The sequence below is a fragment of the Burkholderia sp. AU33545 genome, assembly GCF_020419685.1.
GTDB classification, from domain to species: Bacteria; Pseudomonadota; Gammaproteobacteria; order Burkholderiales; family Burkholderiaceae; genus Burkholderia; species Burkholderia diffusa.
On record NZ_JAIZRQ010000002.1, the window covers coordinates 788,503 to 813,947 of the forward strand.

24 protein-coding genes are annotated in these 25,445 nt (G+C 65.8%); 6 read left to right on the forward strand and 18 right to left on the reverse strand.

What is annotated here, in order from left to right; translation table 11 throughout:
* Positions 1 to 13 precede the first annotated feature (13 nt).
* The 6 genes from LGM71_RS09485 to LGM71_RS09510 form a co-directional block, all read right to left on the reverse strand.
* On the reverse strand, positions 14 to 970 hold the full coding sequence (locus LGM71_RS09485; protein WP_226114711.1) for an alpha/beta hydrolase: 957 nt from the start codon (positions 968 to 970) through the stop codon (positions 14 to 16).
* Positions 971 to 1,013: 43 nt separating this feature from the next.
* The gene (locus LGM71_RS09490; RefSeq protein ID WP_059534242.1) at positions 1,014 to 1,502 is read right to left on the reverse strand and encodes a thioesterase family protein; all 489 of its coding nucleotides are present in this window, start codon (positions 1,500 to 1,502) and stop codon (positions 1,014 to 1,016) included.
* 6 nt (positions 1,503 to 1,508) lie between these two features.
* On the reverse strand, positions 1,509 to 2,474 hold the full coding sequence (locus tag LGM71_RS09495) for an L-carnitine dehydrogenase (RefSeq protein WP_059600223.1): 966 nt from the start codon (positions 2,472 to 2,474) through the stop codon (positions 1,509 to 1,511).
* An 87-nt stretch (positions 2,475 to 2,561) separates the two neighbouring features.
* The gene (locus LGM71_RS09500) at positions 2,562 to 3,491 is read right to left on the reverse strand and encodes a 3-keto-5-aminohexanoate cleavage protein (protein WP_124622092.1); all 930 of its coding nucleotides are present in this window, start codon (positions 3,489 to 3,491) and stop codon (positions 2,562 to 2,564) included.
* A 100-nt stretch (positions 3,492 to 3,591) separates the two neighbouring features.
* Positions 3,592 to 4,545, reverse strand: coding sequence for a choline ABC transporter substrate-binding protein (locus LGM71_RS09505; RefSeq protein ID WP_059600224.1), 954 nt, complete (start codon positions 4,543 to 4,545; stop codon positions 3,592 to 3,594).
* Positions 4,546 to 4,862: 317 nt separating this feature from the next.
* Positions 4,863 to 5,834 (reverse strand): LysR substrate-binding domain-containing protein, encoded by a 972-nt coding sequence (locus LGM71_RS09510; protein ID WP_226114712.1) that lies wholly within the window; start codon positions 5,832 to 5,834, stop codon positions 4,863 to 4,865.
* A gap of 135 nt (positions 5,835 to 5,969) precedes the next feature.
* Here LGM71_RS09510 and LGM71_RS09515 point away from each other — a divergent pair, with 135 nt between their 5' ends.
* Positions 5,970 to 8,270, forward strand: a complete 2,301-nt coding sequence (locus tag LGM71_RS09515; RefSeq protein ID WP_059600336.1) for an NADP-dependent malic enzyme — start codon at positions 5,970 to 5,972, stop codon at positions 8,268 to 8,270.
* 267 nt (positions 8,271 to 8,537) lie between these two features.
* On the opposite strand, the gene LGM71_RS09520 is transcribed toward LGM71_RS09515, so the two are convergent.
* The 9 genes from LGM71_RS09520 to LGM71_RS09560 form a co-directional block, all read right to left on the reverse strand.
* On the reverse strand, positions 8,538 to 9,107 hold the full coding sequence (locus LGM71_RS09520) for a YdeI/OmpD-associated family protein (protein ID WP_226114713.1): 570 nt from the start codon (positions 9,105 to 9,107) through the stop codon (positions 8,538 to 8,540).
* 240 nt (positions 9,108 to 9,347) lie between these two features.
* Positions 9,348 to 10,475, reverse strand: a complete 1,128-nt coding sequence (locus LGM71_RS09525) for an aminotransferase class V-fold PLP-dependent enzyme (protein ID WP_226114714.1) — start codon at positions 10,473 to 10,475, stop codon at positions 9,348 to 9,350.
* 249 nt (positions 10,476 to 10,724) lie between these two features.
* Entirely contained in the window at positions 10,725 to 11,102 is a 378-nt protein-coding gene (locus LGM71_RS09530) for a RidA family protein (protein ID WP_226114715.1), read from the reverse strand.
* Positions 11,103 to 11,366: 264 nt separating this feature from the next.
* Complete coding sequence (locus tag LGM71_RS09535) at positions 11,367 to 11,831, reverse strand: c-type cytochrome (RefSeq protein ID WP_226114716.1); 465 nt, start codon at positions 11,829 to 11,831, stop codon at positions 11,367 to 11,369.
* 59 nt (positions 11,832 to 11,890) lie between these two features.
* Positions 11,891 to 12,391 carry a c-type cytochrome gene (locus LGM71_RS09540; protein WP_226114717.1) on the reverse strand — a complete coding sequence of 167 codons (501 nt, stop codon included), beginning with the start codon at positions 12,389 to 12,391 and terminating at the stop codon, positions 11,891 to 11,893.
* Positions 12,388 to 12,933: a methylamine dehydrogenase light chain gene (locus LGM71_RS09545; protein WP_059534225.1), complete on the reverse strand. Its 546-nt coding sequence runs from the start codon at positions 12,931 to 12,933 to the stop codon at positions 12,388 to 12,390. The genes LGM71_RS09540 and LGM71_RS09545 overlap by 4 nt, the downstream gene beginning before the upstream one ends.
* 39 nt (positions 12,934 to 12,972) lie before the next feature.
* Positions 12,973 to 13,608 (reverse strand): methylamine dehydrogenase accessory protein MauD, encoded by a 636-nt coding sequence (mauD, locus tag LGM71_RS09550; protein WP_226114718.1) that lies wholly within the window; start codon positions 13,606 to 13,608, stop codon positions 12,973 to 12,975.
* Positions 13,605 to 14,159 (reverse strand): MauE/DoxX family redox-associated membrane protein, encoded by a 555-nt coding sequence (locus LGM71_RS09555; protein ID WP_059600231.1) that lies wholly within the window; start codon positions 14,157 to 14,159, stop codon positions 13,605 to 13,607. The genes mauD and LGM71_RS09555 overlap by 4 nt, the downstream gene beginning before the upstream one ends.
* A 7-nt stretch (positions 14,160 to 14,166) precedes the next feature.
* Positions 14,167 to 15,324: an amine dehydrogenase large subunit gene (locus LGM71_RS09560; protein WP_226114719.1), complete on the reverse strand. Its 1,158-nt coding sequence runs from the start codon at positions 15,322 to 15,324 to the stop codon at positions 14,167 to 14,169.
* A 241-nt stretch (positions 15,325 to 15,565) separates the two neighbouring features.
* On the opposite strand from LGM71_RS09560, the gene LGM71_RS09565 reads away from it, so the two are divergent.
* The 5 genes from LGM71_RS09565 (at position 15,566) to LGM71_RS09585 (ending at position 21,625) form a co-directional block, all read left to right on the forward strand.
* On the forward strand, positions 15,566 to 16,528 hold the full coding sequence (locus LGM71_RS09565) for a helix-turn-helix domain-containing protein (protein ID WP_226114720.1): 963 nt from the start codon (positions 15,566 to 15,568) through the stop codon (positions 16,526 to 16,528).
* A 142-nt stretch (positions 16,529 to 16,670) separates the two neighbouring features.
* On the forward strand, positions 16,671 to 17,615 hold the full coding sequence (locus tag LGM71_RS09570) for a GlxA family transcriptional regulator (RefSeq protein WP_151047593.1): 945 nt from the start codon (positions 16,671 to 16,673) through the stop codon (positions 17,613 to 17,615).
* A 483-nt stretch (positions 17,616 to 18,098) separates the two neighbouring features.
* A complete protein-coding gene (locus LGM71_RS09575; RefSeq protein WP_226114721.1) occupies positions 18,099 to 19,811 on the forward strand; it encodes a M36 family metallopeptidase in 1,713 nt (570 codons plus the stop codon).
* Between the two features lie 80 nt (positions 19,812 to 19,891).
* The gene (locus LGM71_RS09580; RefSeq protein ID WP_226114722.1) at positions 19,892 to 21,145 is read left to right on the forward strand and encodes a M20/M25/M40 family metallo-hydrolase; all 1,254 of its coding nucleotides are present in this window, start codon (positions 19,892 to 19,894) and stop codon (positions 21,143 to 21,145) included.
* A 117-nt stretch (positions 21,146 to 21,262) separates the two neighbouring features.
* Positions 21,263 to 21,625, forward strand: a complete 363-nt coding sequence (locus LGM71_RS09585; protein WP_059600237.1) for a YbjQ family protein — start codon at positions 21,263 to 21,265, stop codon at positions 21,623 to 21,625.
* A 6-nt stretch (positions 21,626 to 21,631) separates the two neighbouring features.
* Here LGM71_RS09585 and LGM71_RS09590 read toward each other — a convergent pair whose 3' ends face one another.
* The 3 genes from LGM71_RS09590 to choX form a co-directional block, all read right to left on the reverse strand.
* Positions 21,632 to 22,855 carry an MFS transporter gene (locus LGM71_RS09590; RefSeq protein ID WP_124622122.1) on the reverse strand — a complete coding sequence of 408 codons (1,224 nt, stop codon included), beginning with the start codon at positions 22,853 to 22,855 and terminating at the stop codon, positions 21,632 to 21,634.
* Positions 22,856 to 23,051: 196 nt separating this feature from the next.
* Positions 23,052 to 24,191, reverse strand: coding sequence for a porin (locus tag LGM71_RS09595; RefSeq protein WP_059534205.1), 1,140 nt, complete (start codon positions 24,189 to 24,191; stop codon positions 23,052 to 23,054).
* Positions 24,192 to 24,447: 256 nt separating this feature from the next.
* Positions 24,448 to 25,416, reverse strand: coding sequence for a choline ABC transporter substrate-binding protein (choX, locus tag LGM71_RS09600; protein ID WP_226114723.1), 969 nt, complete (start codon positions 25,414 to 25,416; stop codon positions 24,448 to 24,450).
* Positions 25,417 to 25,445: the final 29 nt, after the last annotated feature.

A 25,445-nucleotide genomic window follows, 5' to 3' on the forward strand; every position in this document is an offset into this window, starting at 1 on the left:
CCGGAAACGCCCGCTACGCGTGTGGTGTGAGCAGAAACCCGCCGATCATCCGGTGCATCCGCGCCGCCTGCGGGCTCGTTCCGAGCGCGCGCCAGCAACCGTGCACCAGCCCCTCTCCCCTCCAGTAACGCGCGGCGCCGCCGGCCGCAAGGATTCGTTCGACATAGACGCGTGCATCGTCGCGCAGCGGATCGTGTTCAGCGCCGATCGCGAGCACGGGCGGCAGCCCGTCGAAGCGCGACGCCGCGAGCGGCACCGATGCACGCAGCAGCGGATCGTCGTTCAATGCGGCTTCATCCGCATCGCCCCAGTACAGCGCGCGATAACGATGGACGTCGTCGAGCGTCAGCATCGGCGCGCGCGCTTCCGTTTCGCGCGCCGGCGATTGCGGTTCGATGCCGAGCATCGGATATACGAGTGCGATCCCGTCGATGCCGCCTTCGCCCGCGTCGCGCAGCGCGGTCGCGACGGCCGCCGCGAGATTGCCGCCCGCGCTGTCGCCCGCGAGTGTCAGCGGTCGTGCGCACGAGTCGAACGGCCAGCGGACCGCGTCGCGCGCGGCACGCGTGACGGCCAGGCAATCCTCGAGCGCGGCCGGCGCACGATGCTCGGGCGCGAGCCGGTAGTCGACCGCGATCACGGCAAGCCCCGTGTCGGCCGCCAGTTGCGCGGTGATCAACGCGTGACTGTCGAGCGAGCCGACGACGAAGCCGCCGCCATGAAAGAACAGCACGGTGCCGCGCGGCTTGCCCTGCGCGGGCGCGTAGCGCCGCAGTGCGATCGCGCGTCCGTCCGGCGCATGCCACACGGCGTCCTGCCGCACGATGCCGGCCGGCAGTTCGGCGGGCGTCCATGCGGCCGCGAAGCGATCGTAGACGCGGCGTTGCTCGACGGGCGAGCGCGCCGCCGCGTCGGCTGGATACCACGCGTCGACGGCCGCAACGAATGCCGCGATTTCCGGTTCGAGCATCGTGTGCGCTCCGCAGTCGACGGTCGAAAGTCGAACGCCGATGCTAGCGACGCGGCGGCAGCCCGATCACGCGGCCCGCATACGCGGGCGCCGCGCAATCGCGCTGCAACGCATGCAGTTCGGCCACGCGCGCGGCGACGTCGTCGTCGAACGGCGCCGATTTCGCGCCGTCGCGCGTGTCGACGTGCAGCAGCATCTGCTCGCTCGCCGACACCGCGCCGTCATGACCGTCCGCGAACAGCTCGAGATACAGGTGCAGCCGCTTCGCGTCGTGCGCGAACACCCGCGCGTCGACGCGCACGCGCGTGCCTTCCTTGATCTCCTGCAGATAGTTCACGTGCGCCTCGAGCGTGTAGACCGAGCGACACCGCTCGCGACGCGCGGCGTCGTCGAGGCCGATGCGGTCGAGCAGCGCATCGGTCGCGAAACTGAAGATCAGCAGATAGAACGCGTCGCGCAGGTGGCCGTTGTAGTCGACCCACTCGGGCCGCACGACGTCGTGGTAAATCGTCAGCGGGGTATCGCCGGTCATGTTCGTTCAGTCCTCGAATCGCATCCCGTGCCGCGCCTTCACCGCGGCGATCGCCTTCAGCACCTCGGTGATGCACTCGTCGCGATAGCGTTCGAGTTCCTTGATGCTGCGCGTGCCCTGCTGCTCGCTCGTGCCTTCGACGACGCTGTCGATCAGTTCGTCGGTCAGCTTCGGCGCGACCAGCTTGGTCCATGGCAGTTCGAGCGCGGGGCCGAACTGCTGCATGAAGTGTCGCATGCCTGCGTCGCCGCCAGCCAGCGTGTAGGTCAGGAACGTGCCCATGAACGACCAGCGGATGCCCGCGCCGAAACGGATCGCATCGTCGATCTCGCCAGTCGTCGCGACGCCTTCGTTGACCAGATGGAGCGCCTCGCGCCACAGCGCTTCGAGCAGCCGGTCCGCGATGAAGCCCGGCACCTCCTTGCGCACGTGCAGCGGCCGCATGCCGAGGTTGCGATAGATCGCCATCGCCGCCTCGACCGCTTCCGGCGACGTGCGCGCGCCGCCGAGCACCTCGACGAGCGGCAGCAGGTAGACCGGATTGAACGGATGGCCGACCACGCAGCGCTCCGGATGCGTCGCGCGCGCGTAGAAGTCGGTCGGCAGCAGCCCCGATGTCGATGACGCGATGATCGCGTCGGGCTTCGCCGCGCGGCTGATCTGTTCGTGCAGTTCGAGTTTCAGCGCCTCCCGCTCGGGCGCGCTTTCCTGGATGAAGTCCGCGTCGGCGACGCAGGCCTCGATCGTCGACTCGAAACGCAGCCGCGCGGGATCGGCGCCCGGCGCGAGGCCGACGCGTTCGAGCGCAGGCCAGGCATTCGCGACATTCGCGCGCAACCGCGCCTCGGCGCCCGGCGCCGGGTCCCACACGACCACGTCGAGACCGTGCGCGAGCGCACGGCAAATCCATCCGCTGCCGATCACACCGGTGCCGATCGCGGCGAACGTCTTGATGTCGGTCTTCACTGCCATGTCAACGCATCCTTCAAATCGAGGGAAATCGGACGGCGACCGCGCTCGTGCGCGCCGCCGCATTGAATCGGAATCAGCCGTGAACGCTCACGCGAATTCGGTCACCGCGCGGCGTTCGAGCAGACGCTCGCCGCGCGCCGGCAGGCCGAGCTTGCGACGCCCTTCGGCCGGCGTCAGCACGCGGCCGCCGAGGCGTTCGACGATTTCCCGTGCACGCTCGACGAGCGTGCCGTTGGTCGCATGCACGCCACGATCGAGCCAGATGTTGTCTTCGAGGCCGACGCGCACGTGACCGCCGAGCAGCATCGCCTGCGCGACCATCGGCATCTGCATGCGGCCGATCCCGAAGCCGGCCCAGTGCGCGCCCGGCGGCAGGTTGTCGACCATCGCCTTCATCGTGCCGGTGTCGGCCGGCGCGCCCCACGGAATGCCGAGGCACAGCTGGAACAGGGGCGGATCGTCGAGCAGCCCTTCCTTCAGCAATTGCTTCGCGAACCACAGATGGCCCGTATCGAAGATTTCCAGCTCCGGCTTCACGCCGAGTTCCTGGATGCGCTTCGCGCCGGCGCGCAGTTGCGCGGGCGTCGATACGTAGATGTAGTCGCCGTCGCCGAAATTCAGCGTGCCGCAATCGAGCGTGCAGATTTCCGGCAGCAGTTCCTCGACGTGCGCGAGGCGCGTGAGGCCACCGACAAGATCGGTGCCCTTGCCGAAGCGCATCGGGTCCTCGCCCGGGCCGATCTCCAGATCGCCGCCCATGCCGGCCGTCAGGTTGATGATCACGTCGACGTCCGCCGAGCGGATCCGGTCGACCACTTCGCGGTACAGGTTCGGGTCGCGGCTGCCGCGGCCCGTCTGCGGATCGCGCACGTGGCAGTGCGCAACCGTCGCGCCGGCCTTCGCCGCTTCGATCGCGGCGGCCGCGATTTCCTTCGGCGTGACCGGAATCGCCGGATGCTTGCCGACCGTATCGCCCGCGCCGGTCACCGCGCAGGTGATGATGACTTCGTGGTTCATGCTGAATGCCCTCGCTTGATTCGTTTCGTGTCGCTCGACTTCTGTCGTACTGCAGATTATTTGTCGCTGCGCGCCGCTCGCTTGCGGCGCGCACGGGCCGTTACAGGCCGAGATACGCCTTCACCGCGGGCAGGCCGTCCTTGCCGTCGAACGTCTTGACGCCGGCGAGCCAGGCATCGAGCACCTGCGGATTCTTCTTCAGGTACGCCTTCGCGGCGTCCGCCGGTTTCGTCTTGTTCATCACCGACTGCATCAGCTGGTTCTCGAGCTGCGTCGTGAAGCGCAGGTTCTCGACGAGCTTGCCTGCGTTAGGGCAGCGCGAGATGAAGTCGGGCGCCGTCAGCGTGTACACGCGCGCTTCGCCATAGTTCGGGCCGAAACTCGCATCGCCGCCGGACAGGTAGTTCATGCTGATCTGGATGTTCATCGGATGCGGTTCCCAGCCCAGGAACACGACCCACTTCTTCTCGCGGATCGCGCGCTCGACCGTGACGAGCATCCCGGCTTCGCTCGATTCGACCAGCTTGAAGCCACCGAGACCGTATTGATTCGTGTCGATCATCTTCTGGATCGTCGCGTTCGCGCTGCTGCCCGGTTCGATCCCGTAGATCTTGCCGTCGAGTTCCGCGCGGTGCTTCGCGATGTCCTCGAAACTCTTCAGGCCGGCCTGGTATGCGTAGCTCGGCACCGCGAGCGTCGCCTTCGCACCCGACAGGTTCGGCGGCTCGACCACGTTGATCGACTTGCTGTCGAGGAACGGCTGGAGCTGCTTTTGCTGCACCGGCCACCAGTAGCCGAGCGAGATGTCGAGCTGCTTGCTCTTCAGGCCGGCGAACGAGATCGGCACCGATGCGATTGTCGTCGTCGGCTTGTAGCCGAGCCCTTCGAACACGGTCGAGGCGAGCGCCGTGGTGGACGTGATGTCGGTCCAGCCGATATCCGCGAAGCGTACGTTGCGGCAGGTCGCGGCATCCGTTTCGGCGTGCGCCGCGGTCGCGAATGCGCCGGTCGCCAGCACGGCCGCGACGAACGCGGCGATCTTTGTCGACTTCATGGTTTCTCTCCCGATTGGACCGATGTCCGACGGGTTCGCGGAGTGCGTCCCGGCCTGCATCGTGGGAGTAAAAGTAACGAGCCATATTGGTCGAAAGACGACCGGCGGCGACCTTTTCTTGACTATTTGCGACTATGGGTGAAAACCACTACGCTCGGGCAATGGCTTGTATGGCGGGGGTTTCAGGCGAATTACGGTGAAGATGGGTTTGTCCGGATGCGGCGTAACGGATGCCGACGGAGCGTGCTTCGGCGGCGATGCCGGAGCGGGCGTGGCGCCGCTTCCGGCCGGGCGGGTGCGGGCCGGCGCCCGACGCGTTATCGCGGTCCCTCGACGTAGGTTTCCCTGCAGATCTCGCGCAGCGCCTGGACGAGCAGATCCCGCGTCGGCGCATGCGATTCGGCGGCGCGGGTAAACAGCGCGATGGGCGGCAGCGTCCAGACCAGCGAGTAAGGCACGATCGCCACGCCGGCGATGCGCACCATTTCTTCCGCGATATCGGTCGGCACGATCGATACGGCGTCGTCGCTCGATGCGATCATTTCGCCGATCAGCTTCGACGAGTAGCTTTCGACGATCGGCACGGGCGGCGCGATGCCGGCCGACAGGAACAGGTCGGTCACCTGCTCCCGCATCGGCGTGTGCGGCGCGCCGAGAATCCAGTCCAGCTCGTGCAGCTTCTCCCAGTCGAGCTTCATGCGGGCCAGTTTCGCGGCAAGGCGCCGGCTCGCGATCATCCGGGGCTGCTGCTGGTACAGGACTTCGAAGGAAACCTGTCCCAGATCGACCGCCGACGACGCCCGCCCGATGACGAGATCGACGCTGTGGTCCTTGAGCTGGAGCAGCAGCTGGTCGCTGGTGCCTTCGTGGATCGTCACGGTCAGGCGCCGCTCCATCCGGGATTGCAGCCGCTTGAGCGCCGCCGACAGCATCTGGCCCGAGATAAACGGAATCACGCCGATATGCAGGTGGGCGGCGTGGCCGGCGGCGACCGCCTCCATCTCGCGGGCGAGATGGTCGAGGTCCTTCAGCATCGCCCTGGCGCGCTCGAGCACGACCGAACCGAGCGCGGTCGGCCGCATCCCGCGCGACGAGCGCTCGAACAGCGGCGTGCCGAACATGCTTTCCAGCTCGGACAGCGCGTTCGTCACGGCGGGCTGGCTGCTCGCCATGTGCTCCGCGACGCGCGTCAGCGACCCGTGCTGCTGGATCTGCAGCAGCAGCATCAGGTGCCGCATCTTCAGGCGCGCACCGAGCCGCCTCACCACGTCGTTCGCGTCGAATGTCATTGCCGGACCGCCACATCATCATGAAAAAGTGATGGACCGATATTAAAACAGAATCATCTCCTTATGGCCGATCCCTAGAATCACCTCATGGATCGCGTCGGGACTGGCCTGGCGCGCACGCCCGGACCCAAAAACATGAAACAGACAGAGACTCAGCAGCAGGCCGCGTACGACTATCACGAGTTTCCGACCCCGGGGAAGATCTCCGTCGTGGCCAGCAAGCCGCTCGTGACGCAGCGCGATCTCGCGCTCGCCTACACGCCCGGCGTCGCCAGCGTGTGCGAGTCGATCGCCGCCGAGCCGCTGAACGCGCATCGCTTCACGAGCCGCGGGAATCTGGTGGGCGTCATCACCAACGGCACCGCCGTGCTGGGTCTGGGCAACATCGGCGCGCTCGCGTCGAAGCCGGTCATGGAAGGCAAGGCCGTGCTGTTCAAGAAGTTCGCCGGGATCGACGTGTTCGACATCGAGATCAACGAGACCGATCCGGACAAGCTCGTCGACATCATCGCCGGCCTCGAGCCCACCTTCGGCGGGATCAACCTCGAGGACATCAAGGCGCCGGAATGCTTCACGGTCGAGCGCAAGCTGCGCGAGCGCATGAAGATTCCCGTCTTCCACGACGACCAGCACGGCACCGCCATTACCGTGGCCGCCGCGTTCATCAACGGGCTGAAGGTGGTCGGGAAGTCGATTTCCGAGGTGAAGGTCGTGACGTCGGGCGCCGGTGCCGCGGCGCTGGCCTGCCTGGACCTGCTCGTCGACCTCGGGCTGCCGGTCGCGAACATCTGGGCGACGGATATCGAAGGCGTCGTCTATCGCGGCCGCACCACGCTGATGGATCCCGCCAAGGAACGCTTCGCGCAGGAAACCGACGCGCGCACGCTGTCCGAAGTGATCGGCGGCGCCGACGTGTTCCTCGGGCTGTCGGTCGGCGGCATTCTGAAGCCCGAGATGCTGAAGGCGATGGCCGCGCGTCCGCTGATTCTCGCGCTCGCCAATCCGACGCCGGAAATCTTCCCTGAACTCGCGCATGCGACGCGCGACGACGTTGTGATCGCGACGGGCCGTTCGGATTTCCCGAACCAGGTCAACAACGTTCTCTGCTTCCCGTACATTTTCCGCGGCGCACTGGATGTGGGCGCAACGACGATCACCCGCGAAATGGAAATTGCCGCGGTTCACGCGATTGCCGGCCTCGCGCAGGAAGAGCAGAACGACATCGTCGCGGCAGCCTATGGCGGCGATGAAGTGTCCTTCGGTCCGCAATACCTGATTCCCAAGCCGTTCGATCCGCGCCTGATCGTGCGTATTGCGCCGGCCGTGGCCAGGGCCGCGATCGAAGGCGGTGTGGCGACGCGCCCGCTCGCCGATCTCGACGCGTATGTCGAGCAGTTGCAGCAATTCGTCTATCACTCGGGCGCGTTCATGAAGCCGCTGTTCGCGACCGCGCGTCAGCTCGTGCGTGACGGCGGCAAGGCACGCATCGTGTTCACCGAGGGCGAAGACGAGCGCGTGCTGCGCGCGGTGCAGGTGATCGTCGACGAGAAGCTCGCGCGTCCGATCCTGGTCGGGCGTCCGGAGGTGCTGCTCGCGCGTATCGAGCGATTCGGCCTGCGCCTGCGTCTCGGTCAGGATGTCGAAGTGACCAATCCGGAATATGACGAACGTTTCCCGCAATACTGGACGACGTATTGGGAATTGCGCTGCCGCGACGGCATCTCGAAGGAAATGGCGCGCGTCGAAATGCGGCGCCGCCTGACGCTGATCGGCGCGATGATGGTACGGCTCGGCGATGCGGACGGGATGATCTGCGGGACGGTCGGCGAGTATCACAATCACCTGCGGTTCGTGGACGAAGTCATCGGCAAGAAGCCCGGTGCGTCGACCTACGCCGCAATGAACATCCTGCTGCTCAATCAGCGGACGGTCGCGCTGGTCGATACGCATGTCAACGACAACCCGGATGCGGAGCAGATCGCGGAATTCACGATCGCGGCCGCGCGGCAGATGGAGTGGCTGAATCTCTCGCCGAAGGCTGCGTTGCTGTCGCGGTCGAACTTCGGGTCGGGGAGCGCGGCCTCGGGCGTGAAGATGCGCCGAGCGCTCGAAATCATTCGCGCGCATGCACCGGATATCGAGGCGGATGGCGAAATGCACGGCGACTGTGCGCTCGACGAGGCGCTGCGGTCGCGGCTGCTGCCGATGTCGCCGCTGAAGGGTGCGGCGAACCTGCTCGTGTGTCCGAACGTGGATGCGGGGAATATCGCCTATAACCTGCTCAAGACCGAGGCCGGCAGTAACGTTGCGGTCGGGCCGTTCCTGCTGGGGGTCAATGGGCCGGTGAACATTCTCACGTCCAGTGCGACCGTGCGACGGATCGTGAACATGACGGCGTTGACGGTGATCGAGGCGAATCGCAACGCGGCCGTGTAATTGCAGTTGATGCGGGTCGGCTACGGCCGACCCCGTCGGTCATCGGGCCGTGGTCCGCTGAAAAAAACGATATCCGCGATTCAGGTATCAGGATCGTCGGCAAGCGGCGCCAGCTTCGGCAGCCGCCCCTGTTCGCGAGACATGGCGATGCAGGTAACGGCTGCGTACATCGACGAACCGCCATCTGGCTGGACCGCTGCAGAAACGAATCGGCCATGACCGGTTCGGTGCCCGCGTTTCGCAAGATCTCCATCAGACGCACGATATCTACGGATGGAGGGTTTCACCGCGGTTCAGCATGTCGACGAATTCCGCAATTTTACGCGCCCGTGTTTCCGGTTTTTTCGCATTCTGTATCCGGAACAGGATGGCGTAGCGGTTGCGGCTATTCAGTGTTTCAAAGAACGCCTTGGCTTGCGAATTTGCATTCAACGCCACCTGCAGGTCGTCCGGCACGGTCGAGTTGCCGGCCGACGTATAAGCAGCCTTCCATCGGCCGTCGTGCCGCGCCCTCTCGATCTCGCGCATGCCCGGCGCGCGCATTCTGCCCGCGGCGATCAGCGCTTCGGCCCGGTCTTTGTTGAGCTTGGACCAGATGCTTTTTGCGGACCGTGGAGTGAAGCGTTGTAGCCAGTGCGTCTCGCTCTCGGCCTGCTTTTGGCCATCGATCCAGCCATAGCAGAGCGCGCTTTCCAACGCTTGACCATAGGTGACGGTTCGCTGCGTGGCGCCCTTTTTCGCCAGACGCAGCCATACTCCGCTCGACGTGCCGCCATTTTGCGCTAACCAGCTTTCCCATTCGGTCTGACTGGCAAATGTCAGCGCGCATTCGGTCATGTCACTGTCCTGAATGGTTGAGTACGGGCGTGGGAAACTGTCCGCAGTCCAACAGTGCTTATACGAATAGCAGCGTCCGTGGTGCGATCCAATGCGGGCGTGCAGTCGCCACTATCCGTCGGCTCATTTGGGTCGGAAGCCGCCGCCGAGTCTGGCGGCTTCCAACCTCGGTCGATCGTTCGGATGGCCTCGATCATGTCGAGCGCACCATGCGCCCCACCCTTGGATCAAAAACGCGCCCTACAGAATCCGTTCCAACGCGCTAGCAAACCTACGGACCGCGGCATCGACGTCATGCAGCTTGTCGAGACCGAACAAGCCAATGCGGAACGTCTTGAAATCCGCCGGCTCATCGCATTGCAGCGGCACACCGGCCGCGATCTGCATGCCGACATCGACGAACTTCTTGCCGGACCGGATGTCGTCATCGTCGGTGTAGCTGACCACGACGCCAGGCGCCTCAAACCCTGGCGCCGCCACGCTCCTGAAACCCTTCTCGGCCAGCAACGCGCGAATCCGCGTGCCGAGTTCGAGCTGTTCCGCCCGCACCTTGTCGAAGCCGTATGCGTCCGTTTCCTTGATCACATCGCGCAGCGTCGCAAGGCTGTCCGTGGGCATCGTCGCGTGGTACGCGAAGCCACCGTTCTCGTAGGCTTCCATGATCTGCAGCCACTTGCGCAGATCGCAGGCAAAACTGGTGCTGGTCGTCGCATCGATGCGCTCGCGAGCGAGCGGGCTGAGCATGACCAGTGCGCAACCCGGCGACGCACTCCAGCCCTTTTGCGGCGCGCTGATCAGCACGTCGACACCGCTCTTCTCCATATCGACCCAGATCGTGCCGGACGCGATGCAATCCAGCACGAACATGCCGCCGACCGCATGCACGGCGTCGGCCACCGCGCGCAGATACGCATCGGGCAACATCATCCCGGAGGCGGTTTCGACGTGCGGAGCGAACACCATGTCCGGTTTGTGTTCCTGAATCGCGGCGACGACTTCTTCGATCGGGGCCGGCGCAAACGCCGCCTGCCTGCCTGATTCGACAGGACGCGCCTTCAACACGATCGATTCGGACGGAATGCTGCCCATGTCGAAAATCTGCGACCAGCGGAAGCTGAACCAGCCGTTGCGGATGACCAGACACTTCTTGTTCGTCGCGAACTGCCGGGCCACGGCTTCCATGCCGAACGTCCCGCTGCCCGGGACGATGACGGCCGCCTTCGCGTTGTAGACCTTCTTCAGCGCGGCGGAAATATCGCGCATGACGCCCTGAAAGCGCTGCGACATGTGATTGATCGACCGGTCGGTGTACACCACCGAATATTCGAGAAGCCCGTCGCGGTCGACATCGGGAAGTAATCCTGGCACGTTCGCCTCCGGTAAAGGATGAAGCATGGGATGAGGGGGCGCGGTATTCGTGAGTGGCTACCGCTGCGCCCATGCAAATCTGCATGATTGCCTTGACGACGAACGATTCTAACGAATGCAGTCTGACGTTGGGGATTTGCGTGTTTTGTGCGGTGCACGCACGAAGCCATCATGTGGCGCATGTCTCAGCGCATCCGACCGCGTCGCTTGCAAGACCGGCTCTCGTCGGTTTTCCGGCATTTCCCGCGCTCAAGGCCTGCAGGCAATCGCCTCGATCTCGATCTTGGTGCCCACCATGTTCGTCGCCTGCAAGGTCGATCGTGACGGCTTGTTCCCCGGGAAGAACTCCCCATAGACACGATTGAATTCGGCGAAGTCGCGCGCGTCCTCGAGCCAGACGGTGGTTTTCACCACGTCGCCGAGTGTGCATCCCGCCAGCGAGAGTACGTGGGCGACGTTCTTCAATGTCTGACGCGTCTGCGCTTCGATTCCGCCCGCGAGGAGGCTCCCGTCTTCGTTTCTCGCCACCTGACCGGATACGAACACCAGATCGCCGGCCTTGGTCGCCAACGATCGGGGCAGGTTTCGTGTGACCGGATTGCGCTCTGCAAAGTATTCGATCGCCATTTGAGCCTCCCACGATCCATCCGGCGCCGGTGTTGGCTAACGAAAACGAGCGTAACGCGGAAATGGCGCGCTGCCAATTCGGTATTCTCGGTCGGGAAGCCGCTACGCGCCGCAGCATCCGGTCAACGCAATGCGCATCGCCTGCGCGGCGTGCCCGATCCTCGGCGTCGAGTTGGTCCGCGCGTGACGGCGCGGGGATACCGCGCCGCCACGAATACCGGCAACCCGCCGTGCCCGGTGCCGAATCTCCATCAGCGAAGCCGATCAGTACCGATCCGACACACCGTCGATCCCGCGCTCGTGCAGTGCACGAACCAGCCCGGCACGTACCGTCGCGACATCCGAAAACGCCGGCCGTCGGTGCGAGGCGACTTCGGCGGCGGTATAAGGCCTGAAGCCACGCGGCAGCGCATCGCGGTTCATCGTCGTGAGCACCCAGTTGAGCACGTCGGCGAGTTCCTCGTCGGACAGCGCCGAGTTCGACGCGCCGGGCACGCGCATCACGTACTCGCGCCCCGCCGGCAGATGCGTGAAATAACCGAGCGAATTCGCGAGTGGCGGCACCTTGCCCGGAATGCCGCCGCCTGTCGCCGTGTGGCAGCCCATGCAATTGAGCACCCAGTGTTGTCGCGCGAGTGTGGCGTCGGCCACGCCGTCGGCATGTGCGGGTACGGCAATCGCAAATGCCGCGGCAGCGACCGCCAGCATCGAAGACAGACGGCGTGCCATGAACGCTCCGATCCGCGACGCCGCCACACGCCGGCCGCGACCACGAATGCGCACGGCATTCAAAGCCCCAGCCCCTTCGTCACGACCGCACGTTGCGCATGAACGGCCGTGCCGTCCATCTCCTTCGCGCGTGCCGCGCGAATGTCGGCCGCCGTGAACGGCTTCGCGTCGCCGTGCTCGTCGTTGAGATCGAATACGACATAGTTGAGCACGTTCGCAATATCGTCATCGCTCGCACTCGCGAACGACGGCATCTTGAAGTTGTAGCGCTTGTCGTGCACCGTGATTTCGCCGAACATCCCGTGCAACAGCGTCGCGACAAGCTGCGCACGGCCCGCATCGGCCGTTGCATACCTGCCCGGGTACTCGGTCAGCGGCGGCGCGAGGCCGTCCTGCCCCTTGCCGCCCGCCTGGTGACACACCGCGCACTGCGCATCGAACAGGCTCTTGCCCGCCGGGTAGTGGACAGCCTGCTGCGCACCGGCGAGACCCGGCCACGCAAAACCCGCAACAGCCACCACGCACGCGACAACCATCGTTCCAGCTTGCTTCATTTTCATTGCTTCGCCGCCCCCAGCAGGACCGAAACCGAACAGTGGTAATTCGAATTGCCGTTCGCCATGCACCAGTTGATGTCGTTGTTCAGCGACAGCTTGTACAGCGGCTTCTCGCGCTCATTGCGGTTGCAGAAGCACTTGCCGCACGACGTCTTTCCGCAGCAATCGTTGTACGACACGATGTAGTCCGAACCGTCGTGCGGGTTGCGGCACGTGCCGATCCACGTGATCGGCGACGGCGTCGTGCCCGGCGGGCAACTGCTCGACGTACCGCCGCAGCAGCTGCACAGCCAGCCGTCGATGGCGCAGTATTTCCAGTAATCGCAGCTCATCGGATCGTCGCTCGCGCCCGGCGCGGCAGCACCCGAAGCCGCCGACGCGCCCGACGCTGCATCCGCTGCATATGCGGTGCGATCGACGGGCAAGAGCGGCAGCATCGCCGATCCGACCAGCACCTTGCCGAGCTTCGCCATCGCGCTGCGCCGCGAACTATGCTGCGCGACGCCACGCGCCGACCGCTCGAACCATGAATCAAACAGCCCCATGTGGTTGTTCTCCGTTGACGTTGAAAGAGAGCCGGCCGATCACGCGTGCTGCGCGTGCCCTTCGTGACCGCCATGGTCGAGATTGCCGTGCACGAACTGCTGCAGCGATGCAACGCCGCGCTCCTTCGCTTCGAACAGGCTCTCGAGATGCTCGCGGGTGTTGACGAGACCCTTTGCGCGCACGGTACCGGTGTCGTCGAGCAGCACCGCGTACGGCAGCTTGCCGATCTGATACGCGAGGCCCAGCTCCTGCGACAGCACGTAAGGGAAACGCGCGAGGTCGTGCTTCTGTGCGAAGCGCGTGTGGTCGTCGAGATCGCCGTCGCTCGCGAGCACGATGTTCACCGGCGTCGATTCGCTCGCCTGCAGCGACGGCAACAGCGGCAGCAGCTTCTTGCAGACCGGGCACGTCGGCGACAGGAAGAACAGCAGCGTCGCCTTGCCCGATGCATCGATACCGCCGACCTTCACCTGCGAGCCGCGAATGTCGGTCAGCTCGAACGTCGGCGCGATCGCGCCGACCGCCGGCCCCTTGTCGATCATCAACGCGCCGGCCGGCATGATCCGTTCGTACAGGATGCCGATCTGACGCACGAGCGCGAGACAGATCGCGCCGAGCGCGAGAACGGCGACCCACAGCAAGGCGGTGGAAACGGTGAGAGCGGTTTGCATCATGAATTCCTCAGGTGGGAAAGGCGCGGTACGTTGGCGAGCAGCACGTCGACGGTGAGCAGCGCGCAGACGATCAGAAGCACGGAAGAGAACAGCGTCAGGTAGTCGAACCACACGATCGCGCGGCTGCCCGGTTCGACGAACGCGATCGCGGCCAGCACGACGAGCAGCAGCACGCGCGCGACATGCAGCCAGCCGATGCCGCGCGGCGCGTCCGCGCGCGCCGCGGCAAAACCGGAGCAGCCGCAGTCGATGTCGGTATGGCCGCGCAGGATGTTGATCGTCATGCCGGCCGCGAAGACGAGCAGCAATGCGATCAGGCCGAGCGCGCCGGTCGTGCGCGTATCGGGAAACAGCAGCGCTGCGGCGCAGACGGCTTCCGCGAGCGGAATCGCGAACGCGGCGGGCGCGTTGAGTACCTCAGGCAGCAGGCGATAGCCGGCGAGCGCCTGCCGGAACGCCGCGGGCCGGCGGATCTTGGCGAAGGCGCCGAGCAGCACGACGACGGCAGCGCCAGCCTGCGCGCTGGTGGCAAGTACGGGATCGAGCGTCATCGCGGCCTCACGGGTTCACGAGCAGCGTCGACGTACTGCCGATCTGCTTCTCGACGTGCTGCGGCTTGCCCGTTTGCGCGTCCATCACGGCAAGATCGGACGTGCCCGTCAGCCCGTAGAACAGCGGCTTGTCGTCCTCGCTGACCTGGATCGACACGAGCGGATCGACCTTCAGCTGCGCGAGGTCCCAGCGCGCGACACGCTGCTTCGACTTCAGGTCGTACACCCAGACCTGCGTGCCGGGATCCTTGTGTGTGCCGTCGCCGCCCTTGTGCATCAGCACGTAGTAGCGGTTCTGCTTCACCTGCACGGCCGTCTGCTGCATGCCACCCGGGCGCCAGCCTTCGGCTCGCTCGGCGTCGGTCAGCAACGACCACGACTTGCCGAACGCCGGCTTGTCGCCGCTGAAGTCGGCGCTGCGCACGTTGCCGTGGTACGTCGTGAACAGATAGCCACCGTGGTAGCGCGACGCGTTGATGAAGGCCGGATCATTGTCGACGTCGATGAATGCCTCGGACATCGTGCGCTTCACCTCCTTGCCGTTCGCGTCGAGCGTGACGGTGAGCGCCTTGCCGCTCTCGCACAGCGCGGTGAACCGGTCGTTCCCTGACGGATAGGCAAGCACGCATGCCGCGGTATCGATCTCCGACAGCACCGCCCTCGACACCGCGTCGATCACCGTCACCGACGCGGCCGGCGTGATGTTCGCGACGTACAACCGCTTGCCGTCGGCGCTGAACGCGGTGTTGTACGGCGACGGCACGTGCTGCCCGTGCTTCGCCGGAATCACGATCTCGCCGGTGTGATCGAGTGTCGTGTTGTCGGTCATCTCGACGACGTCGGTGCGCGTGCCGTGCGAGCCGCGCGAGAAATAGGTCGTCGCGATGAAGCTCGTCTTGTGGTCGGGCGAGATCGCGAGGCCGGGCGCGAAGCCGCCATCGATCTGGCCGAGCAGCTTCTTTGCGTCGGCGTCGTACACGAAGATGCGCCCGTCGGTCATCGTCGGCATTGCGATATCGACAACGTACACCTCGTGCGGATGCCACGGCGGCATCTTCTGCACGACCAGTTCCTCGGGCTTTTCTGTCGCGTATGCGCTGCCGGCCCACGCCGCCGCGAACGCCAGCGTCGCCGCGAAAGCCGCGGTGCGTCGCCTTGTTCTCATGTCGCCTCCAGTTGGGATTCACGTTATGTGGGGCGACTGTAGTTCGACAATAAATCCGTTCAGCACCCGGACCGGCAACGCGTGCGTGCCGATTCGGGATATTGGAAAACCGCCTGAAAGGCACCCGTGGTCGACACCTTCCGCCCCCTCCAAAACCCCCACGGAAATAGCGCTCATCCGTATTGCACCGACCGTGCGGTCGGTTTAATCTTGCGCGGTCCGAACGACCGCCGGAGGCGCCATGCTCGTGTTTCATCAGATGTTCGACGACGCGGACCGGCATGCCGAGGCGCTGCGCGGTTGGGATCAGCGCTATGACCAGATCGGCTCCGGCTCGTATCGCAGCGCGGTCAAGCACGCGGAGTTCGACGGCGTGCAACTGTTCCAGGAAGCGGCGAACGTGCGCATCATCCAGCGCGGACGCCTGCCGCCCGGCCATACGGTGCTCGGCATGCCGCTCACCGGCTCGGGAACCTTCGCATTCGGCGATGCGCGCATCGAGCGCGGCACGATCGTACTGGCGCGCGGCGGCTCGCCTTTCGAACTCCATTCGCCCGACGACATGTCGCTGATCGGCGTGGTCGTCGATTCCGAGCTGATGCAGCAAATCGAGGATGCCGCCGATGTCCGGCTCGACGAGCGCGCGTTGCGGCGCGGCGTCGCCGATGTGCCGGTCGCCGCACGCGAACGCGCGAGCGTGCAGCTCGCGACGCTGCTCGAACGCGTGCTGTCGGCGCCCGATACGTTCGATACAGCGCGTGCGCAGTCCGGGCTGCGCGGCGATGTCGCGAACGTGCTCGTCGATCTGCTCACGTATCGCATGCCCGAGCCGTCGAATCGTCTGACGCATGCGTGCCATGCCGACATCGTGCGGCGCGTGCACGACTACGTGATCGAGCACCCGGAGGCGCCCGTCGACATCCTGAGCCTGTGCACGCAACTGCGCGTGAGCCGGCGCACGATGCAGAACAGCTTCCAGTCGGTCGCGCAAACCGGCCCGCTGAACTACACGCGCTCGCTACGCCTCGCGCAGGTGCGACGTCTGCTGCTCGACACGCGGCAGTCCGACCTGCCGATCAGCGAAGCGGCCGCGCGCTGGGGCTTCATCCACCTCGGGCATTTTGCGAACGCGTACAAGGCCCAGTTCGGCGAACTGCCTTCGACGACAGCGCGCCGCGCGGTGCGCGGCGCAAAAACGCGCTGAGCACCTGCAAAACCCGCGATAATCGTGCGTTGAACGTTCGGCTTGCGCGAGCCGGGCGCGGCATGCGCGTGCCTGCCCGCTCGCCGTGCCACGTTGCGTCGCGCCCGTACGTGACGACCACCCGATTCCACCCCACGCCCCGATGCCCGAGGATTTCCACTTTCTGTTGCTGCCCGGCTTCTCAGCGCTCGGCTTCATGTCTGCGGTCGAACCGCTGCGCGTCGCGAACCGCTTTCGCACCGAGCTGTACCGCTGGCACGTGATCAGCGCGGACGGCGCGCCCGTCGCCGCGAGCAACGGCATCCCGGTCGCCGCCGAAGCCGCGTACGCGGACGTCGCGCAGGTCGAGACGGTGTTCGTCGTCGCCGGCTTCGATCCGCTGGTGTGCTACGACCGCGCACTCGGCGACTGGCTGCGCCGCCAGAACCGGCACGGCGCGACGCTCGGCGGCATCGACACCGGCAGCTTCGTGCTCGCGGAAGCCGGGCTGTTCGACGCATCGCAAACGCTCACGCTGCACTGGGAAGCGCTTGCCGCGTTCCGCGAACGCTATCCCGGCCTGAACGCGACGCAGGAACTGTTCGAGATCGACGACCGGCGCATCACTTGCGCGGGCGGCACCGCGTCGATCGACATGATGCTCGACCTGATCGGGAGACGGCACGGCGCCGATCTCGCGGCGGCGATCTCCGAGCAGTTCGTCGTCAGCCGCATCCGGCAACGCTCGGACAGCCAGCGGCTCGAGATCGCCGCGCGCTACGGCGTGCACAACCGCAAGCTGATCCAGGTGATCGACATGATGCAGCGGCATATGGAGAGCCCGCTCGGCTCGGACGCGCTCGCGCAGGACGTGTCGATCACGCGGCGCCAGCTCGAACGGCTGTTCAGCGCGACGCTGAACGACACGCCGACACACTTCTACCTCAACCTGCGCCTCGATCGCGCCCGCGAGCTGCTGCAGCAGACCGACATGAGCATCACGTCGGTCTGCGTCGCATGCGGCTTCGAATCGCCGTCTCATTTCTCGCGCGCGTATCGCTCGCGTTTCGGCGTGAGCCCGCGCAGCGACCGCCGCGCGACGCGCTGAGCAGCGCCGCCTTTACGTACAATCCGGCGCGCTATTGCGCGCTTCGACAGCGTTTCACGTCATTCGATGAACAATGCCGCCGATTGATCGACGGACCGAAGCGGCCTTCGAAAATAAATTGCAATGTCGCCGAAAATATTCTGTAACATACCTCGCAATTAATTAGATAGGCAGCCCTAAGGAGATGAGAGCCCGGGCCTGACACACGTCGCGCCACGCAGGCTGCCAAACCGCCATCAATGCCGATCCGAGGGGTATGACATGACGATGCTCGCTTCGCCGTCGCCGCACCTGCCTTCCGTTCGCTTCCCCGCCGCCTTTCCGCTTCAATTCGTTTCGACCTGACGCTTAGTCGTCCTCAGTCAGTCGAATCTCCCTGCACCGCTTTCTCGCACCGGTTCCATCGAGCCGGCGCGTGGGCCGTGTCGTGCCTGCTCGCCACGAGCGCGCGGGCGTGTTCAACCGTTGAGATGAGGATCACGTATGCAGACATCACGCAAAGCATTGCCGATCGCCCTGGGTCTCGCGCTCGGCTTCGGCATCGTCGGCGGCAGCGCGGCCGATACCAAGGTCGCGAACCCGCAGGCGTCGAGCCTGCGCGAAAGCCTGACGCGCGGCGTGGCACCGGCCGCGACCAAGGCCGATACGGCCGCGGGTCAGTTCCGCGCGGACGGCGTCGCCGTCACGCTGTACAACCCCGCGTATCGCGCAAAGAAGGCGGCCGCCACGCCCGCCGCCACCGCGCGCGATTTCGTCGCATCGCAGGCGACGCAGCTCGGGCTCGACCCAGCCGCGCTCGCGAGCCTCGCGGTGACGTCGGAGCGCGACGACGCCGATTTCACCGTCGTGCGCTTCCAGCAGCAGGCGGCCGGGCTGCCCGTATACGGCAGCGAGATCGCGGTGACGGTCGCGAAGGACGGCCGCATCCTGTACGTCGCGAGCAACACGATCAACGGCGTGGTCGCCACCGCGCGCAAGGCGCAGGCCGTCGACCAGCAGCAGGCGCTTGACCGCGCGCGCGCGTATCTCGGCGTCGGCGGCTTCACGAACCTCGACGCGCAGCTCGTCGCGTTCGTCGACAAGGCCGGCACGCATACCGCATGGAAGGTGCGCGGCCGCCCGCAGGACGGCCCGAAGGGCGACTGGGAACTGCTGATCGACGCGGGCAGCGGCGAAGTGCTGCGCGCCGAGGACAAGGCGTTCTATGCGACCGACGGCACCGGTTTCGTGTTCCGGCCGGATCCGCTTTCGTCGACGAAGAGCAGCTACGGCAGCACGGGCTACAAGGACAACAACGATGCGGATTCCACGCAGCTCACGGCCTCGCGCGTACGCGTGACGCTGAAGGATCTCGCGCAGTCGAATTCACGCTACGTGCTGTCGGGCCCGTATGCGTCGTGCGTCGATTTCGATGCGCCGCGCGACAACGCCTGCCCGGCACAGGCCACGCCCGCATTCGAGTTCACGCGCGGCAACCTGTACTTCGAGGCGGTGAACACGTACTACCACATCGACACGTTCCTTCGTTACGTGAATCAGACGCTCGGCATCAAGGCGATGCCGTACCAGTACACGGGCGGCGTGCAGTACGACCCGCACGGCGAATCGGGCGACGACAACTCGTCGTACTCGTCGAGCAGCGGCCGGCTCACCTTCGGCCAGGGCGGCGTCGACGATGCGGAAGATGCGGACGTCGTGATCCACGAGCTCGGCCACGGCATCCACGACTGGGTGACCAACGGCGGCCTGTCACAGCAGGAAGGCCTGTCGGAAGGCACCGGCGACTATCTCGCCGCCGCGTACAGCCGCGACTTCAACCAGTGGAGCCCGTCCGACGCGCAGTATCACTGGGTCTACAACTGGGACGGCCACAACGAATACTGGGGCGGCCGCGTGACGAACTGGAACGTCGGGCGCACCTACGCGCAGGCACGCGGCGCCGAGATCCACACGGCCGGCCAGTACTGGGCGTCGTGCAACCTCGTCGCGCGCGACGCGATCGGCGCGCAGGCGATGGACAAGGCGTTCCTGAAGGGCCTGTCGATGACCAACAGCTCGACGAACCAGAAGGCCGCCGCGCAAGCGGTGCTGACAGCCGCCGCCGCACTCGGCTACAGCAGCGCGCAGCTCACGGCGATCGGCAATGCGTACAACAAGAGTTGCACGTACGGCGTGACCGTGCCGCAGAAGTCGTAATTCCGTAGCAGGCGGGGGGGGCGTCGCACGACCTGCGGCGCGCCCTCTTCCTCGACATCGCCATCCTCACGAGATCGAACATGCCTACTCTGACATTGACCCGCCTGAGCGCCGCGCTGGGCGGCATGCTGCTGACCGCCGCCGCGCACGCCACGCCGGTGTGGATCACGCTCGGCGACACCGCTTTCCGCCAGCTTCAACGCATCGATGCGAGCGCGACCGCGCAATACAGCACCACGCTCGACGCCGGCAAGACGGCCGACGGCGCCGCGCGCCGCGAAACCGTGCACGTCGTCGAGATCGACGACGCGCGGCTCGGCGAACTCGCCCATGCGGTACACCATGCGCGCGGCCACGGGCCCGGCTACATCGTGCACGACTCGTTCGACGACGCACGCCTGGCGTTGCAGCCGGTACCCGCGGCGCTCGCGAAACAGGTGGCCGCGACCGCTTACACGGTGTCGAACGCGCCGCAGATCAAAACCTGGGTGCAGCAACTGCAGGCCAGTAACATCGTCGGCACGATCGCATCGATGTCCGGCTTCACCAACCGCTACTACACGACGTCGCACGGCGTCGCCGCATCGGACTGGCTCGCGCTGCAGTGGAAGCAACTGGCCGGCTCGCGCACCGACATCGCCGTCGAGCAGTTCGCGCATACGGGCTTCCCGCAGAAATCCGTGATCCTAACGATTCGCGGCAGCGATCCCGCCGCGGGCACGGTCGTGCTGGGCGGCCACCTCGATTCGACGGTCGGCCGCACGACGGAAAACACGCGCTCGCCCGGCGCCGACGACGATGCGTCCGGCATTGCCAGCCTGACAGAAGCGCTGCGCGTGCTGCTCGCGAACGACTACCGGCCGAAGCGAACGATCAAGTTCGTCGGCTACGCGGCCGAGGAAGCCGGGCTGCTCGGATCGAAGGCGATCGCCAAGCAGTTCCGCACGCAGAATGCGAACGTGGTTGGCGTGCTGCAGTTGGACATGACGAACTACAAGGGCGATCCGAAAGACATCTACCTGATCACCGACTACACGAGCGCCGCGCAGAACATCTACCTGACGAACCTGGCGAAGACCTACCTGCCCGAACTCGCGATCGGCACGTCGCAATGCGGATATGCCTGTTCGGACCACGCGTCCTGGAATGCGCAGGGTTATCCGGCGTCGTTCCCGTTCGAGGCCGACCAGAACGACAGTCCGTACATCCATACCGTGAACGACACGCTGGAGAATTCGGACCGGCAGGCGAACCACGCGCTGAAGTTCGGCAAGCTGGCGCTCGCGTATGCAGTCGATCTCGGCGGTGACGGCAGCGCAACCGTAAAACGCTGACGCGACCTCGCCGCCTCGAGCCGCACCGGGCGCGCGCGTCGTGCGCGCCCATTCGAGCGCGTTTCCCGTTCCGGATAGAATCGTCGTTCGATCACTTCCGCAACACGGTGCACATCCATGACCGACCTCCCCCGCTCCGCCGACGATCTCTCGCCCGAGCGCGTCACGACCGCGTTCGACCTGCCCGGCCACACGACCGTCCGTTCGCTCGGCGTCGCGCAGGGCATCATCGTGCGTTCGCGCTCGATCGTCGGCTCGTTCGGTGCGGCGCTGCAGACCATCTTCGGCGGCAACATCACGCTCTATACGTCGCTGTGCGAGAAGGCGCGCGAGCAGGCATTCGACAAGATGCTCGCCGACGCGCGCAAGCTCGGCGCGAATGCGATCGTCGCGATGCGCTACGACTCGACCGAGATCGGGTCGGGCGTGACGGAAGTCATCTGCTACGGCACGGCCGTGCGCGTGACGCAGGATGCGTGACGCGCGTCATGCGTCGCGTTCGAGCGACTTCATGTTGGTCAGCTGAGGAAACAGTTTCATCCATGTCAGCGCGACGGCGATCGTCGCCGCGCCGCCGACGACGATCGCGGCCGGCGCGCCCCACCACGCCGCCGTCACACCCGATTCGAATTCGCCGAGCTGGTTCGACGTACCGATGAACAGCGAGTTGACCGCGCTCACGCGGCCGAGCATGTCGTCGGGCGTACGCAGTTGCACGAGCGACAGGCGCACGACGACGCTCACGACGTCCGACGCACCCAACGCCGCCAGCGCGACGAGCGACACCGCGAAATGCCTCGACAGCCCGAACACGATGGTTGCGATGCCGAACGCGATCACGCCGCCGAACATCGCGCGGCCGGGCCGCCCCTTCAACGGAAAACGCGTAAGCCACAGCGTGCCCGCGAGTGCGCCGACCGCGGGCGCCGCGCGCAACGCGCCCAGCCCCCACGGCCCGACCTGCAGAATGTCGCGCGCATAGATCGGCAGCAGCGCGGTCGCGCCGCCGAACAGCACCGCGAACAGGTCGAGCGACAACGCACCGAGGATCGCCGGTTCGCGCCGGATGAACGCGATACCGGAAAACACCGAGCGCAGCGTGACCGGCTCGCGCGCGGGGGGCGCGCTGCGCAGCGGAATCGTGCCGCTCAGCACCGCCGCGATCGCGAACGCGACGACGCTCGTGCCGAACGCGGCGGGCGCGCCGACGCCATACAGCAGCCCGCCGAACGCCGGCCCGAGGATCTGCGCGGCCTGGTTCGCGGACGTCGATAGCGCGGTCGCGCGCGGCAGGTCGCCGCGCGGCACGACGGCCGGCAGCAGCGACGACACCGACGGCGATTCGAACGCGCGCGCGGTGCCGACGATCGCCGCAAGCGCATACACGCCCGGTGCGGTGAGCCCCCCTTTCGCGGTGCCGAGCAGGAATACGCCGGCGGCCAGCGCCTCGACGCTCTGGCAGATCGTCGCGATGCGCCGGCGATCGTAACGGTCGGCCACCTGCCCGACGACGAGCGTCAGCGCGAACATCGGCACGAACTGCGCGAGCCCGACGAGACCGAGCGCGAACGCGCTGTGCGTGAGCGCATAGACGTACCAGCCGATCGCGACCGACAGGATCTGGAACGCGAGCGACGACATCACGCGCGTGCCCCAAAAGCGCTGGAACGGTGCGTGGCGGAACAGGTTGGCGGGTAACGGTGCGGTCATCGGAGGGATGTGTGGAAGCGGGCGATCGGCGAGACACGGGGCGCGTCAAACCGCGATGATATCGCCAACCGCCGAAACCTCGTCTCGTGCACGTCCGCCACGCGCGGCACCACACCGTACAAAAAAAAAGCGCGAACCGCGGTTCGCGCCAAAGAGAGACCTCGCTGAAGACGTCGAATGAACTACCCCACCCCGCTCAGAACGAATGCCGCATCCCGATCCGCACATCGGCCTGCGTCTGCGTCGTCGACGGCGTGAAGCTGTACCCGATCACGGCATCGACACCCTGCGACGCACGCAGGTAATCGCCGGAGATGTACACGTCGGTGCGCTTCGACAGCAGGTAGTGCAGGCCGGCCGTGCCCTGGTTCCAGTGGTGGCCTTCGAAGCGCGTGTGCTGGTAGCCCGCGATGAAGCTCAGCGCCGGCGTGAACTGGTACAGGCCGCCACCTTCGTACACCTGCATGTGCGACGACTGGCCGAAGCCCTTGATCGTCGTGTACGAGAAGTTCGCGTCGAGCGACAGCTTGCCGATCGTGTAGCTCGTGCCGATGCCGAACGTGCCCTGGCTGTCGACGTCCATCGCGGTGTTCGCGAACAGGTCGGTGCGGGCGCCGGTCGCCGGATCGACGGTCACGGTCTGCTGGCCGAGGAACGTATGCGTGCCGATCATCGCGTACGGGTCGAACGCATAGATGCCGTTCGGGTTGTTCAGGCGCGTGTAAGCGGCGCCGATCGAGAAGTCGCCCTTCGTGTAGCTTGCGCCCGCGCTCCATGCGCTGTTGCGATGGAAGTTGCCGGCGACGTTGCCGAACGAGTACATCGCGCCGAACTTGAAGCCGCTCAGGTCGTTCGACAGGAACTTGACCGAGTTCGGCAGGCGGTCGCCATTGAAACGGTCGAAGTCGCCCTGGTGGATCGCGTAGCCGCTGCCCCATGCCGAGATGTTGTAGATCGACACGAGCTCGTTGGTGATGTCCAGCTGGTTGCCGAACGACAGCGTGCCCCAGTCGTTCTGGAGACCGACATAAGCCTGCCGCCCGAACTCCGCCCCGCCGAAGCCGAGCTGGCCGTTGCCGAGGTGGAACCCGCTCTCGAGCGCGAACACGGCCTTCAGGCCGCCGCCGAGATCTTCCGTGCCCTTCAGGCCGAAGCGGTTCCCGTAGGAAACGCCGTCATCGAACTTGACCACGTGCGAACCGCCCGTGTTGTTAACGTACGTAATGCCCGCATCGAGAATCCCGTATAGCGTCACGCTGCTCTGCGCGTGGCCGATGGCGGGAATACAGGCCGCGCATGCCAGCGCGGCGGCTACGGCAACTTTCTTTTGCTTCATTGTCGACCACCCTCCCTGAACCCTTCGATGGAAAGAACCGTGGCCTGGCGCGCGCAGCAATACGCCGGCTGATTCGAATTCGTTACGTCCGCTGGCTTCGGCATTTCGTTTTCCGCAATAACGGAGCCATTGGCGAAAAATACAAACCCATATTTCAGGTCACCAGTCTGAAGGCGACACCAAATGGTCTTGATGCGACTGGTCGGGAAAACACCGAGACGGGCGGCACGGCAAAAACCGGCCGCCCGGAGGCAGGTCAGCGGGCGTCGAGCGCCGCGCGCACGGCCGGCAGGGCCGGCGTGCCGGATGCGGTCGTCACGCCGTCCAGCCAGCCCTCGACGAGCGCCGGGTCGGCCTTCAGCACATGCTGCGCCGCGAGCGCGGGCGACGTTTTGTGGTCGAGCATGTCTGCGATCATGCGGTTCTCGACGTCCACGGAGAACGTCATCTGCCGGAACAGCCGCGCCAGGTTCGCGCACTGGCCGGCAAAGCCCGGGCGCGTCACCGTGTTGACGGTCGCACCGCCATAGTTCGGGCCGAAATACGCGTCGCCGCCCGACAGGTAGGTCAAGTGGAACTTCGTGTTCATCAGGTGCGGCTCCCACGCGAGAAAGACGATCCAGCGCTTGTCCCGCACCGCGCGCTCGACCTGCGTGAGCATCCCCGTCTCGCTCGATTCGACGAGCGACCAGTTCGCGGACCCGAGCGCATGATCGGACAGCATCCGCTTGATGTTCTGGTTCGCGGGCGCGCCGGGCTCGATCCCGTAGATCTTGTCGCCGAAGCGGTCCGCGTAGCGCGCGAGATCGGCGAACGTGTGCACGCCAGCCGCCGCGACGTAGTCGGGCACGGCCAGCGTGAACTTCGCGCCGCTCAGGTTCGCGTGCAACACGTCGATCGACTTCTCGTCGACGAACGGCTTCACGAGCGGCGCCTGCGCGGGCATCCAGTTGCCGAGGAACACGTCGACCTGCCCTTTCTTCAAGCCCTGGTATGTGATCGGCACCGACAGGTTCGCGACGTCCTGCCGGTAGCCGAGCGCCTTCAGCACGACGCCGGCCATCGCGTTCGTCGCGTCGATGTCGGTCCAGCCGGGCGCCGCCATCTTCACGTCGCGACACGTCTGCGGATCGGCGGCGTGTGCGGACTGCATCGCCACCACGCACCCGGCCGCGGCCAGCGCCGTGCCGAGCCTCCGGATTGCTGCATTGCATTGCCGTTTCATGATTCGCTTCCTCCGTCGTTCGTCAATGA

Excerpts from the sequence above, each read along its gene's own strand:
- LGM71_RS09565 (WP_226114720.1), top strand. The coding sequence starts at position 15,566 with ATGCTCGTGTTTCATCAGATGTTCGACGACGCGGACCGGCATGCCGAG.
- LGM71_RS09585 (WP_059600237.1), top strand. The coding sequence starts at position 21,263 with ATGACCGACCTCCCCCGCTCCGCCGACGATCTCTCGCCCGAGCGCGTC.
- LGM71_RS09510 (WP_226114712.1), bottom strand. The coding sequence starts at position 5,834 with ATGACATTCGACGCGAACGACGTGGTGAGGCGGCTCGGTGCGCGCCTG.
- LGM71_RS09495 (WP_059600223.1), bottom strand. The coding sequence starts at position 2,474 with ATGGCAGTGAAGACCGACATCAAGACGTTCGCCGCGATCGGCACCGGT.
- LGM71_RS09560 (WP_226114719.1), bottom strand. The coding sequence starts at position 15,324 with ATGAGAACAAGGCGACGCACCGCGGCTTTCGCGGCGACGCTGGCGTTC.
- LGM71_RS09595 (WP_059534205.1), bottom strand. The coding sequence starts at position 24,191 with ATGAAGCAAAAGAAAGTTGCCGTAGCCGCCGCGCTGGCATGCGCGGCC.
- LGM71_RS09485 (WP_226114711.1), bottom strand. The coding sequence starts at position 970 with ATGCTCGAACCGGAAATCGCGGCATTCGTTGCGGCCGTCGACGCGTGG.
- LGM71_RS09575 (WP_226114721.1), top strand. The coding sequence starts at position 18,099 with ATGCAGACATCACGCAAAGCATTGCCGATCGCCCTGGGTCTCGCGCTC.
- LGM71_RS09555 (WP_059600231.1), bottom strand. The coding sequence starts at position 14,159 with ATGACGCTCGATCCCGTACTTGCCACCAGCGCGCAGGCTGGCGCTGCC.
- LGM71_RS09515 (WP_059600336.1), top strand. The coding sequence starts at position 5,970 with ATGAAACAGACAGAGACTCAGCAGCAGGCCGCGTACGACTATCACGAG.
- LGM71_RS09530 (WP_226114715.1), bottom strand. The coding sequence starts at position 11,102 with ATGGCGATCGAATACTTTGCAGAGCGCAATCCGGTCACACGAAACCTG.
- choX (WP_226114723.1), bottom strand. The coding sequence starts at position 25,416 with ATGAAACGGCAATGCAATGCAGCAATCCGGAGGCTCGGCACGGCGCTG.
- LGM71_RS09540 (WP_226114717.1), bottom strand. The coding sequence starts at position 12,391 with ATGAAAATGAAGCAAGCTGGAACGATGGTTGTCGCGTGCGTGGTGGCT.
- LGM71_RS09580 (WP_226114722.1), top strand. The coding sequence starts at position 19,892 with ATGCCTACTCTGACATTGACCCGCCTGAGCGCCGCGCTGGGCGGCATG.
- LGM71_RS09535 (WP_226114716.1), bottom strand. The coding sequence starts at position 11,831 with ATGGCACGCCGTCTGTCTTCGATGCTGGCGGTCGCTGCCGCGGCATTT.
- LGM71_RS09590 (WP_124622122.1), bottom strand. The coding sequence starts at position 22,855 with ATGACCGCACCGTTACCCGCCAACCTGTTCCGCCACGCACCGTTCCAG.
- LGM71_RS09570 (WP_151047593.1), top strand. The coding sequence starts at position 16,671 with ATGCCCGAGGATTTCCACTTTCTGTTGCTGCCCGGCTTCTCAGCGCTC.
- LGM71_RS09500 (WP_124622092.1), bottom strand. The coding sequence starts at position 3,491 with ATGAACCACGAAGTCATCATCACCTGCGCGGTGACCGGCGCGGGCGAT.
- LGM71_RS09545 (WP_059534225.1), bottom strand. The coding sequence starts at position 12,933 with ATGGGGCTGTTTGATTCATGGTTCGAGCGGTCGGCGCGTGGCGTCGCG.
- LGM71_RS09520 (WP_226114713.1), bottom strand. The coding sequence starts at position 9,107 with ATGACCGAATGCGCGCTGACATTTGCCAGTCAGACCGAATGGGAAAGC.
- LGM71_RS09490 (WP_059534242.1), bottom strand. The coding sequence starts at position 1,502 with ATGACCGGCGATACCCCGCTGACGATTTACCACGACGTCGTGCGGCCC.
- mauD (WP_226114718.1), bottom strand. The coding sequence starts at position 13,608 with ATGATGCAAACCGCTCTCACCGTTTCCACCGCCTTGCTGTGGGTCGCC.
- LGM71_RS09505 (WP_059600224.1), bottom strand. The coding sequence starts at position 4,545 with ATGAAGTCGACAAAGATCGCCGCGTTCGTCGCGGCCGTGCTGGCGACC.